The sequence below is a fragment of the Trujillonella humicola genome, from assembly GCF_046233715.1.
In the GTDB taxonomy this organism is placed as follows: Bacteria; Actinomycetota; Actinomycetes; order Mycobacteriales; family Geodermatophilaceae; genus Trujillonella; species Trujillonella humicola.
This window is the reverse complement of the sequence record NZ_JBJNRJ010000028.1, coordinates 42568-53913: the sequence shown is the minus strand read 5'-3', so window position 1 is coordinate 53913 and position 11346 is coordinate 42568. Positions and strand designations below refer to the sequence as shown.

The 11346-nt window shown below is 72.8% G+C and carries 12 protein-coding genes; 8 read left to right on the top strand and 4 right to left on the bottom strand.

Translation table 11 applies throughout. From position 1 onward, the window contains the following. Positions 1-108 precede the first annotated feature (108 nt). Both ACK586_RS14990 and ACK586_RS14985 read left to right on the top strand, forming a co-directional pair. Positions 109-2001, top strand: coding sequence for a DEDD exonuclease domain-containing protein (locus ACK586_RS14990; protein WP_409331290.1), 1893 nt, complete (start codon positions 109-111; stop codon positions 1999-2001). Beyond that, on the top strand, positions 1998-2285 hold the full coding sequence (locus ACK586_RS14985) for an Lrp/AsnC family transcriptional regulator (RefSeq protein WP_409331289.1): 288 nt from the start codon (positions 1998-2000) through the stop codon (positions 2283-2285). The genes ACK586_RS14990 and ACK586_RS14985 overlap by 4 nt, the downstream gene beginning before the upstream one ends. Before the next feature lie 61 nt (positions 2286-2346). Here ACK586_RS14985 and trpD read toward each other — a convergent pair whose 3' ends face one another. Then, a complete protein-coding gene (gene trpD / locus ACK586_RS14980) occupies positions 2347-3393 on the bottom strand; it encodes an anthranilate phosphoribosyltransferase (protein ID WP_409331288.1) in 1047 nt (348 codons plus the stop codon). A gap of 5 nt (positions 3394-3398) precedes the next feature. After that, positions 3399-3830 carry a response regulator gene (locus ACK586_RS14975; protein WP_409331287.1) on the bottom strand — a complete coding sequence of 144 codons (432 nt, stop codon included), beginning with the start codon at positions 3828-3830 and terminating at the stop codon, positions 3399-3401. A 129-nt stretch (positions 3831-3959) separates the two neighbouring features. On the opposite strand from ACK586_RS14975, the gene ctaE reads away from it, so the two are divergent. From ctaE to qcrB, 4 genes are read left to right on the top strand one after another with little or no spacing between them, the layout of a single operon-like run. Then, positions 3960-4571, top strand: a complete 612-nt coding sequence (gene ctaE, locus ACK586_RS14970; protein ID WP_483409970.1) for an aa3-type cytochrome oxidase subunit III — start codon at positions 3960-3962, stop codon at positions 4569-4571. A gap of 7 nt (positions 4572-4578) precedes the next feature. After that, positions 4579-5451, top strand: coding sequence for a cytochrome bc1 complex diheme cytochrome c subunit (gene qcrC, locus ACK586_RS14965; protein WP_409331285.1), 873 nt, complete (start codon positions 4579-4581; stop codon positions 5449-5451). Then, positions 5448-6560, top strand: coding sequence for a cytochrome bc1 complex Rieske iron-sulfur subunit (gene qcrA / locus ACK586_RS14960; RefSeq protein WP_409331284.1), 1113 nt, complete (start codon positions 5448-5450; stop codon positions 6558-6560). The genes qcrC and qcrA overlap by 4 nt, the downstream gene beginning before the upstream one ends. Further along, positions 6560-8239, top strand: coding sequence for a cytochrome bc1 complex cytochrome b subunit (qcrB, locus tag ACK586_RS14955; protein WP_409331283.1), 1680 nt, complete (start codon positions 6560-6562; stop codon positions 8237-8239). The genes qcrA and qcrB overlap by 1 nt, the downstream gene beginning before the upstream one ends. A gap of 737 nt (positions 8240-8976) precedes the next feature. Here the strand turns inward: qcrB and ACK586_RS14950 are convergent. Next, positions 8977-9378 carry a cytochrome c oxidase subunit 4 gene (locus ACK586_RS14950; RefSeq protein ID WP_409331282.1) on the bottom strand — a complete coding sequence of 134 codons (402 nt, stop codon included), beginning with the start codon at positions 9376-9378 and terminating at the stop codon, positions 8977-8979. A gap of 51 nt (positions 9379-9429) precedes the next feature. Next, positions 9430-10311 carry an aa3-type cytochrome oxidase subunit II gene (ctaC, locus tag ACK586_RS14945; RefSeq protein ID WP_409331281.1) on the bottom strand — a complete coding sequence of 294 codons (882 nt, stop codon included), beginning with the start codon at positions 10309-10311 and terminating at the stop codon, positions 9430-9432. A 268-nt stretch (positions 10312-10579) separates the two neighbouring features. Between ctaC and ACK586_RS14940 the strand changes: the two genes are divergently transcribed. Next, entirely contained in the window at positions 10580-10945 is a 366-nt protein-coding gene (locus ACK586_RS14940; RefSeq protein WP_409331280.1) for a metalloprotease, read from the top strand. Beyond that, positions 10935-11309, top strand: coding sequence for a DUF3817 domain-containing protein (locus tag ACK586_RS14935; protein WP_409331279.1), 375 nt, complete (start codon positions 10935-10937; stop codon positions 11307-11309). Before ACK586_RS14940 ends, ACK586_RS14935 begins: the two co-directional genes overlap by 11 nt. Positions 11310-11346 lie beyond the last annotated feature (37 nt).

Here is an 11346-nt window from a genome sequence, read left to right as displayed (position 1 = left end):
CCGCGCCCTCAAGCGCCGCCTGGCTCGCATCGTCTTCAACCTGCTTCGACCGACCGACACCGCGGCTGGAACGTGCCTTCCAGCCGCGGCTTGACATAGGAGCAACGCGTGCCACCCGCTCCCACCACCCCGCCCGGGTGGGTCCCCCCGCCCGGCGCGGGCGGCCGTGACCTGGCACCGCGGTTCGACCCGGGTCCGCGGTACGTCCAGGGCACGATCGAGGAGCTCGGCACCCCGCTGTCCCAGGTCACCTTCGTGGTGGTCGACCTCGAGACGACGGGCGGCTCACCGCGCGACAGCGCGATCACCGAGATCGGCGCGGTCAAGGTGCGCGGCGGGGAGGTCCTCGGGGAGTTCCAGACGCTGGTCGACCCCGGGCGCGAGATCCCGCCCTACATCAGCGTGCTCACCGGCATCACCACGACCATGGTCGCCGCCGCGCCGCGCATCGGCAGCGTCCTGCCCGCCTTCCTCGAGTTCGCGCGCGGCGCCGTCCTCGTGGCCCACAACGCGCCCTTCGACCTCGGCTTCCTCAAGGCGGCCTGCGCCGAGAACGGCATCGGCTGGCCGGCTGCGGCCTCCGTCGACACCGCCGTCCTGGCGCGCCGGCTGCTCAGCCGCGACGAGGTGCCCAACTGCAAGCTGGCCACCCTGGCGCCCTACTTCTCGGCGACCACCGACCCCTGCCACCGTGCGCTGGCCGACGCGCGGGCCACCGTCGACGTCCTGCACGGGCTGTTCGAGCGGCTCGGCCCGCTGGGCATCACCTCGCTCGAGGAGCTGACCGGGCTGACCCGGCAGATCGACCCCGAGCGGCGGCGCAAGCGGCACCTGGCCGACGGCGTGCCGGCCGGCCCGGGCGTCTACCTCTTCCGCGGCCCGGAGGACGAGCCCCTCTACGTCGGCACGTCGAACGACCTGCGCAGCCGGGTGCGCAGCTACTTCTCCTCCAGCGAGCAGCGCAGCCGGATCACCGAGATGGTCGCCCTGTCCCGGCGGGTCGAGGCGATCCCCTGCGCCCACGACCTGGAGGCCGCCGTCCGCGAGCTGCGCCTGATCGCCGAGCACAAGCCCAGGTACAACCGCCGATCCCGCTTCCCCGAGCGGGCGCTGTGGCTCCGGCTGACCGAGGAGGTCTTCCCCCGGCTGTCGGTGGTCCGCCGGGTCCGCCCGGGCCCCGGGGTGTTCCTCGGCCCGTTCCCCGACCGCCGGGCCGCCGACGCCGCGGCCGCCGCCATCCACGAGTCGCTGCCACTGCGCCAGTGCACCGGCCGGCTGTCGCCGAAGGTGCTGGGGGCCGCCTGCGCGCTGGCCGGCATGGGGCGGTGCGGAGCGCCGTGCACCGGCGCGCAGACGCCCGAGGAGTACGGCGCGATCGCCGCGGTCCTGCGCGCCGCCGTCGTCGCCGACCCCGAGGCCCTGCTCGACCCCCTGCTGACCCGCGTCGACCGCCTGGCGGCCGAGGAGCGGTTCGAGGACGCCGCCGTCCTGCGCGACCGGGTCGCCGTGCTGGTCCGTGCCGTGCGCCGCCGGCAGCGCCTGGAGTCGCTCGCCGCGGTGCCGCAACTGGTGATCGCCAGGCCCGACGGCAGCGGGGGCTGGCACCTGTCGGTCGTCCGCCGCGGGCGCCTGGTCGCCGCGGGCGGGGCGGTGCGGGGCAGCTCGGTGCGGCACGCCCTGGCCGGCCTGCTGGCCACCGCCGAGACGCCGGTGGGCCCCGACGGGGAACTGGCCGCCACCGTCGACGAGACCGAGCTGGTCCTGCGCTGGATGGAGAAGCCCGGCACCCGGCTCGTCGAGGTCGACGGCACCCTGGCCTGCCCGGTCCCGGGGACCGGCTCCTACAGCGCCTTCCTCGAGCGCGTCGAGACCGGCCGGCGCGAGCGCGCGCCCTTCGCCGACGGCCGCGCCCTCGGCACCCGGGCCCGTCCCGAACGCGTCACCCCGGGCCGCTCCGGACCCGGCGGCACGGTGCCGTCCCGGCTAGCATCCCCGGCGTGATCACCGCCATCGTCATGATCGACGCGGCCACCGACGTCATCCCCGAGGTGGCCGAGGCCGTGGCCGGCCTGGAAGGTGTCAGCGAGGTCTACTCGGTCGCCGGGGACGCCGATCTGATCGCCATCGTGCGGGTGCGCGAGTTCGACCGGATCGCCGAGGTGATCGCCGGCCGGATCAGCAAGGTGCCCGGCGTGTTGGAGACCGACACGCACATCGCCTTCCGCGCGTACTCCCGCCACGACCTCGAGGCCGCCTTCGCGATCGGCTTCGACACGGCGGACTGACGGAGGGCCCCGCCCTCCTGACCCCTCGCTCCGCCGGTGCGAGCCTCGGGACGGGGCCGGGTCAGCGCCGGGGCGCCACCTCGCGGCTGACCTGCACCCACCGCTCGAGCAGCGCGGCCGCGCGGCCGTCGTCCACCGCGGCGGCGGCCCGCGCGAGACCCGATGCGAGGGCCGCGGTCAGGTCCTCGCCGACGCCGTCGAACGCGCTGAGCGCCGCCGCCGCGTTCAACAGCACGGCATCGCGCACCGGGCCGGGGTCGCCGCCGACGACCCGGCGGAAGACGTCGGCGTTGAACGCCGGGTCACCGCCGCGCAGCGCGTCGACCGCGGCCGGCGCGATCCCCAGCGCGGCCGGGTCCACCCGGTCGGGCCGCACCGACCCGTCGGCCACCACCCACACCGCCGAGGTGGTCGCGGTCGTCAGCTCGTCGAGACCGTCGTCCCCGCGGAACACCAGGGCCCGCGAGCCGCGCCCGGCGAGCACCGCGGCCAGGACCGGCGCCATCCGCGGATCGGCGCAGCCGATGGCCGCCGCGACGGGACGGGCCGGGTTCGCCAGCGGGCCGAGGAAGTTGAAGACCGTGCCGATGCCCATCTCGCGGCGCGGCGCCCCGGCGAACCGCAGGCCGGGGTGGAACACCGGCGCGAAGAAGAAGCCGATCCCCGCCCGCTCGACGCACCGGGCGACGGCGTCGGCGGGGAGGTCGATGACGATCCCCAGCGCCTCCAGCACGTCGGCGGCGCCCGAGGACGACGACGCCGCCCGGTTGCCGTGCTTGGCGACGGGCACCCCGGCGGCCGCGGCCACCACCGAGGCCATCGTGGAGATGTTGACGGTGTGCGCCCCGTCGCCGCCGGTACCGACGATGTCGACGCAGTCTCCGGCCAACTCCACCGGCGTCGCCCGGTCGAGCATCGTGGCCGCCAGCCCGGTGACCTCCGCCGGCGACTCTCCCTTGGCCCGCAGCGCGACGGCGAACGCCGCGATCTGGGCCGGGGTCGCCTCCCCGGCCATGATCTCGCGCATCGCCCAGGCGGCGTCCTCGGTCGCCAGGTCCTCGTGGGCCAGCAGCCGGTTCAGCAGCGCCGGCCAGGTCGGTGTGCCCACGGCGCTCAGCGGCGGGCGGCGGGCAGGCCCACCCTCGACCGGAGCGCATCGGCGACGGCGCGGGGGGCGGTCAGCGGGTCGACCGGCAGCGGCAGCGTCAGGTCGGCCTGCGACCAGTGCGCGAGCCAGCGGTCGGGCTGGCGGGCGATGAGCACGCACAGCGCCGGGCAGTCGGCCACCTCGACCTTGAGCTGGCGGGCCAGGGCCATGCCACCGGTGGGCTGGGCCTCGCCGTCGAGCACGCAGAGGTCGATGCCCCCGGCGTCGACCGCGCCGACCACCTCCTCGCCGGTGGCGCACTCGATCCACGTGATCGGTCCGACGTCGACCGCGGGCCGGCGCCCCACCGCCGTCCGCACCGCCTCGCGGACCTCCGGCCGGGAGCTGTAGACCACGACGGTGGCCGGAAGGGCCGCGTTGGCTGAGGTGGCGCTCACGCCGGGGAGCCTAGTGGTCACCGCCCGCTGGGCCCATGCCGCCGGGCCCGGTATCGACCCGGTCACGGACCCGCCACGCCCAGCCACCCACGGTCGTCGCCGTCGGCACGCGGTGCCATGATGGGCGGCGTGACAACGGCTCCCGTCGCGAGCGGCACCTTCGACACCTCGCGGGTGCACTCCCTGACCCGACCGAACATGGTCAGCGTCGGCACGATCGTCTGGCTCTCCAGCGAGCTGATGTTCTTCGCCGGGCTGTTCGCCATGTACTTCACCGCGCGGGCGCGCGCCGAGGACGGGTGGCCGCCCGAGCCGACCGAGCTGAACCTGCCGTACGCCCTGGTCTTCACGACCATCCTGGTCGCCTCGTCGGTCACCTGCCAGCTCGGCGTCTTCGCCGCCGAGCAGGGCAACGTGTACGGACTGCGACGCTGGTTCTCCATCACCTTCGTGATGGGCCTGGTCTTCGTCCTCGGGCAGGCCTTCGAGTACGTGGAGCTCGTCCACGACGGGACGACGATCGCGAGCAGCACCTACGGCTCGGTCTTCTTCATCACGACCGGCTTCCACGGGCTGCACGTCATCGGCGGCCTGATCGCCTTCATCTACGTGCTCATCCGGTCCACCATGGGCCGCTTCACGCCGGCACAGGCGACCTCGGCGATCGTGGTCTCCTACTACTGGCACTTCGTCGACGTCGTGTGGATCGGGCTCTTCGCCACGATCTACCTGATCCGCTAGGGAAACGGTGTCCACCACGAATCCGCAGTCCGACGCCCAGCCCGACGACGTGCCGCGTCGCACCCGACTCCGCCCGGCCGCGGGGTCGCCGGCGGCCCGGGCGCGCTCCCGGCGCCTGTCCAGAGCCCGCCGCCGGGTCGCCAACGTCGCCGGCCTCATGGCTGCCCTCGTGCTGACCGGCGCGCTGTACTCGACCCTCGCCCCCGCCCACGCCGAGGAGGCGCAGGGTGCGGAGAGCGCCGACTACCAGGCCGGCCGCGAGATCTACGAGAACAGCTGCATCACCTGCCACGGCGACAACCTCGAGGGCGTGGAGACCCGTGGCCCGTCGCTCATCGGCGTCGGCGGCGCCGCCGTGTACTTCCAGGTGCACACCGGCCGCATGCCCATGGTCCGCCAGGCCGAGCAGGCCCCGGACAAGCCGGTCGTCTTCAGCGACGAGCAGATCGACCAGCTCATCACCTACGTCCAGGCCAACGGCGGCGGGCCGACCGTGCCCACCGGCGACCTGCGCGACGGCGACCTCGCCCTCGGCGGCGAGCTGTTCCGGCTCAACTGCGCCTCGTGCCACAACTTCGTCGGCCAGGGCGGCGCCCTGTCCGGCGGAAAGTGGGCGCCGAGCCTGCACGACTCCACCGACCGCGAGATCTACACCGCGATGCTGAGCGGGCCGTCGAACATGCCGGTCTTCGGTGACAACCAGCTCACGCCGGAGGAGAAGCGCGCGATCATCAACTACGTCCAGACCATCCAGGCGATGCCCGACCCGGGTGGCGCCGGCATCGGCCGCGTCGGTCCCGTGAGCGAGGGTCTGGTCATCTGGGTGGTCGGGGTCGGCGCACTGATGTTCGGCATCTTCTGGATGGGGACCAAGGCGTGACCACGCACGACACCCGCCCCGGCTCGGCCGGCGGCGCGGACACACCCGGACCGCTGCACGGCGGCCCGGACGACGACTACACCCCGGAGCAGCTCGCGGCGATGAGCCGCGAGGAGCTGGACCGCCTGGGCGCACGCTACGACGGTGTGCAGATCCTGCACGTCGACCCCGGCCCCGAGCCCGGTTCCGCGCTCGAGCGCCGCTACGTCCGCCAGGTCGGCACCATCTTCGGCCTCGCCGGCCTCGCGGCCTTCGGGTTCGTCGTCGTGTACGTCGGCTCCGGCTGGTTCCTCCCCGACTGGGCGTGGACCATCGAGGGCAGCACGTGGAGCAGCCTGTTCACACCCATGCTCGGTGTGCTCATGGGCCTGGCGCTGACGCTCGTCGGCGTGGGGCTGGTGCTCTACACCAAGAAGCTGCTGCCGCACGAGACGGCCGTGCAGGACAAGCACGACGGCTCGCACTTCGACCGGGTGACCAGCGGGGCCACGCTCGTCGGCGGCCTGCACAACAGCGGCCTGGCCCGGCGCAAGCTGCTCACCCGCTCCCTGGCCTTCATGGGCGGCGGCCTCGGGCTGATGCTGCTGGCACCGCTCGGCGGGCTGATCCAGAACCCGAACACCGGCAACCCGCTCGGCCGCACCTCGTGGGCGAACGGTGTCCGGCTGCTCCGGGACGACGGCACCCCGATCCGCCCCGGCGACGCCGTCCCCGGCTCCCTCGAGACGGTCTTCCCCGCGGTTCCGGGCGGGAACTTCGAGACGGACGCGCCCACCATGCTCTTCCGGCTGCGCCCCGAGCAGATGGCCGTCAACCAGCCCCGCGCGGGGCAGGAGGACTTCGGCTACGGCGACTACGTCGCGTACAGCAAGATCTGCACGCACGCCGGCTGCCCCGTCTCGCTGTACGAGCAGGAGACCAGCCGGATCCTCTGCCCCTGCCACCAGTCGATGTTCGACATCACCCAGGGAGCCAAGCCCGTCTTCGGGCCGGCCACGCGCTCGCTCCCGCAACTGCCCATCGGCCTGGACGACGAGGGCTACTTCATCGCCCTCGGGGACTACCCTGAGGCCGTGGGTCCCACATACTGGAACCGGGAGCGCATCTGATGGCCACGACCGCCACGGCCCCGGGAGCCCCGACCACCCGCGCCGGCAAGATGGCGCTGGAGGTCGACGACCGGCTGATCGTCGCCGGTCCCCTCCGCCGGACGCTCAACAAGGTCTTCCCCGACCACTGGTCGTTCCTCCTCGGCGAGATCGCGCTCTACGCCTTCATCATCCTGCTGCTGTCGGGTACGTACCTGACGTTCTTCTTCGACCCGACGCTGCGCGAGATCACCTACGAGGGCAGCTACGCCCCGCTGCGTGGCCTCGAGATGTCGGCCGCGTACAGCTCGGCCCTGGACATCTCCTTCGACGTCCGTGGCGGCCTGTTCATGCGACAGGTGCACCACTGGGCCGCGCTGCTGTTCGTGGCGGCGATCGTCGTCCACCTGCTGCGCATCTTCTTCACCGGCGCGTTCCGCCGGCCACGGGAGACCAACTGGCTGATCGGCGTGGGCCTGCTGGTGCTCGCGCTGCTCGAGGGCTTCTCCGGCTACTCGCTGCCCGACGACCTGCTGTCGGGCACCGGCCTGCGGATCATGTCGGCGATCATCCTGGCCATCCCGGTCATCGGAACCTGGGCACACTGGGCGGTCTTCGGCGGCGACTACGTCGGCGAGCTGATCATCGGACGCCTGTACATCGCCCACGTGCTGCTGATCCCTGCCATCCTCCTGGCGCTGATCGCGCTGCACCTGCTGATCCTGGTGAAGCAGAAGCACACCCAGTTCCCCGGTCCGGGTCGGACCGAGCACAACGTGGTGGGCAACCGCTTGTTCCCCACCTTCGCCGGGAAGGCCGGTGGCCTCTTCTTCGTGGTCTTCGGCGTGGTCGCGGCCATGGCGGGGTTGTTCCAGATCAACCCGATGTGGCTCTGGGGCCCGTACAACCCGGCACAGGTGTCGGCCGGCTCGCAGCCCGACTGGTACATCATGTGGCTGGACGGCTCGTCCCGGCTCTTCCCGGCCTGGGACCTGAACCTGCCCGGCAACTACACGATCCCGGCGCTGTTCTGGCCGACCGTCGTCCTGCCCGGCATCATCTTCACGCTGATGGCTCTCTACCCGATGATCGAGCGCAAGCTCACCGGCGACACGGCGTCGCACCACCTGCTGCAGCGTCCGCGCGACGTCCCGGTGCGCACCTCGCTGGGCACCATGGCCATCACCTTCTACGTGATCCTGCTGCTGTCGGGCGGGAACGACGTCATCGCCGACAAGTTCATGATCAGCCTGAACGCGATGACGTGGGCCGGCCGGATCGGTCTGGTGATCCTGCCGCCGATCGTCTACATGATCACCTACCGCATCTGCCTCGGCCTGCAGAAGCACGACCGCGAGGTGCTCGAGCACGGCATCGAGACCGGAGTCATCCGTCGCCTGCCGCACGGTGAGTTCATCGAAATCCACCAGCCGCTCGGCCCGGTGGACGAGCACGGCCACGGCCAGCTCGCCTATGGCGGCGCCCCCGTGCCCAAGCGGATGAACCAGATCGGTGGAGCCCGTCGCGCCATCCGCGGGTTCTTCACCCCCATCGAGGAGCCGGCCCAGGTCCAGCTCACCCAGCAGCAGGAGGAGCGTGGACTGGCCGCGGCGGAGGATCGCGAGCTGACCAGCTCCGGGCGTCCGTCCGAGGGCGGTCGTCCCTCCGAGGGCGGCAAGCCGCAGGAGCCGCGCGACTGACGCGGTCACAACCGCGAGAGGGCCCGGTGGACACCGTCCACCGGGCCCTCTCGCCGTTCCGGGACGCCGCCCGACCGCGGTGCCCTGCCCACGGCCGCTGGACCACCCGTCCCCACCCGTACCCCACCGCCGGACGCACGCCGACCGGCCGCCTCCCAGCAGGAGCGCACACACCGGGCCCTACGACCGCGGGACGCCGCGCCCGGCCCCGGTCGTCTCGCGGATCCGTCGCCGGGCCGGCGTCATGCGCCCGGCCGACGTCGAGACCGGGCAGGGGGCCGACGTCCGTGCGGGCATGAGGGCCGACGTCTCCGGAGCCGGGTGCCGGACCGCCGTCCGGCACCCGTGGGAAGGGGCTGCAGCGGCGCGACCTCGCCCAGCACGTCCGGCCCGCCCTGGCACGCAGAGCTCGTTCTGAACCGCCACGGGCCCGGCACCGGCCGGCCCGAGGCCGACGGTCCACCCGAGCGCGACGGACCGACGGCCGAGGGCCGCTCACCCCTCCACCCCGCACGACCACCATCCCGCACACCCCACCGCGCCGGTCCGGACGATCCCGGGCCGCGTCGGGGGTCCGTGCTCCCCCGCCGCGACCGGCGTACCGGGGCAGCGACCCGTCGCCGGTCTCGCCCCGCCCCGTCCCGCGGGCGCGCTGGGACCACCCCGGCCGCGCAGACGTCGAGGGCCCCTCCTGCGGGTGCAGGAGGGGCCCTCGCCGGCCGGTCAGGAGGTGGTCGTCACCCGTGGGCGTTCTGCCCCACGTAGTACTCGAACAGCAGGCCGCCCACGGTGATGAGGACGGCGACCCCGCCGAGGATGATCAGCCACGGGTAGAACAACGCCAGCCCGAGCCCGGTGACGCCGACGGCGAGCCCGACGCCCAGCGGCCAGTAGCTGGCCGGGCTGAAGAAGCCGAGCTCACCGGCGCCGTCGGCCATCTCGGCGTCCTTGCGGTCCTCCGGACGGGCGTCGATCCGTCGCGAGATGAACCAGAAGAACGCGCCGACCATGATGGTCAGGCCCGCCGACAGGGCCAGCGCGGTGGTGCCGATGGGCTCCCGGGCCCACAGCCCGTAGACCAGGGCGAAGACGACCAGGGCCACCGAGACGATGTTGAAGATTGCGGCTTCGACCTTCACGGTCGCCCTCCCTGTTGCGTCGTGCAGAGGAACGTCGTCTGCGCGGCCACGTCAGCCGTCGACCTGCTGGGCGTCCTGGAGCAGGTCCCACGGCTCGGTCGAGACCGAGGAGCCACCGAGCTCCGGGTCGACCTGCTCCAGCGCCTCGAAGGCGGTGGCGCCGTCCTGGCGCAGTTCCAGGTACTCGGCGTAGGCGTCGGCGGTGACCACGCGGATCTCGAAGTTCATGTAGGCGTGGTAGGTGCCGCACAGCTCCGCGCAGCGCCCGACGTAGGCGCCTTCCTGGCCCTCCTCGATGGTCACCTCGAAGACGTTGTCCCGGCCGTTCTCGTTGCCCGGGATGACGTCGAGCTTGAAGAGGAAGTCGGGCACCCAGAAGGAGTGGATGACGTCGGCGGAGCGGAGGAAGAACTGCACCGACTGCCCGGACGGCAGCACGAGGACCGGGATCTCCGCGCTGCTGCCGACGGTGCTGACCTGGTCGGCCTCGTCCTCGGCGGTGTCCGCGTAGAGGAACTGCCAGTTCCACTTGAACGCCTGGACGGTGATGTTCACGTCCGGGTCGTCCGACCGTTCCTGGACCCGGTTCTGCACCACGACCGTGAAGAAGAACAGGCCGGCGATGATGAGGAACGGGATGATCGAGTAGACGATCTCCAGCGGCAGGTTGTAGGCGGTCTGCCGCGGCAGCTCGTCGCTCTTCTTGCGGTGGCGGACGATCGACCAGCCGATGAGAGCCCACACGAGGATGCCGACGATCAGGGCGGCGATGACCGACCAGATCCACAGCTCCTTCATGTCCTGCGACTGCTCGGTGATGCCCTCGGGCCAGCCCCAGCGCCAGAACTCGTTGTCGGGGGTGCACCCCGAGAGGGCCGGGACCCCCAGGAGACCGAGCGCGGCGACCCGCGCGAGCCTGTTGCCTCGAGCCACTGCTCGTTGCCTCCTCGTCCGCCGTCCGGCAGGTGCTGGACGGTCATCCCCGGCGCCGCCGCCCCACCGCTCCGGCGGGCGGGCGGACACCGACCACAGTCTGCGGCGAGACTAGCCGACCCCGCGCGGCGGCCGAGCACCGGAGAGAGGCGACCCGCGGCGTCGTCGCCGGGTCGTGACCCGGCGCGGTCACCGGGGCCGGGTCCCACGCCGTGACGGCCACCACGACCCGCCCCGGGTGGGGTGGGCCGGCGGTTAGAGTCGGGGCGTGTTCTCCCGGCTGCTGACCCTGAAGTGGGTGGCCATGCACCTGCTCGTGGCGGCACTCTTCGTGGCCACGTTGTTCCTCGGGCACTGGCAGCTGGGCAAGGCCGAGGGCGGCGGCGGCGCGGTGAACTGGAGCTACGCGCTGCAGTGGCCGCTCTACGGGCTCATGGGGCTGTGGTTCTACGTCCGCATGGTCCGCGACGAGCTGCACCGCGACCCCGACGAGGACGAGCCGGGCAACTCCCTGGTGCTGTACCAGCGCCCGCGGATCGACACGACCGGCGATCCGGAGCTGGCCGCGTACAACGCCTACCTGGCGGAGCTCAACGAGAAGGCGCTCGGCCAGCGGGGTCCCGGTGGCCGCTGAGCCCGCCGCCGCACCGGCCGGCCTGCCCCGGGTCCTCGCCCGTCGCGTCGGACAGGGGATCCCCGCCGCGCTGCGCCGCTACCGGATCATGGCGTGGATCGTCGGCGTCCTGCTCATCGCGCTGATCCTGGTCGCCGTCCCGCTGAAGCACCTCGCCGACCAGGACGCGCCGGTCGCGGTGATCGGCACGGCGCACGGGTGGCTCTACTTCATCTTCTTCCTGACCGCGGTCGACCTGGCGATCCGCGCCCGATGGACCCTCAAGGGGTCGGTCCTGGTGCTGGTCGCCGGCACCGTCCCGATCCTGTCGTTCGTCGCCGAGCGGATCGCCACCCGCAAGACCCGCGCCGGCGAGCGCGTCTGACCACCGTCCCGGCGCCACGCCGGGACACGAACCGGAG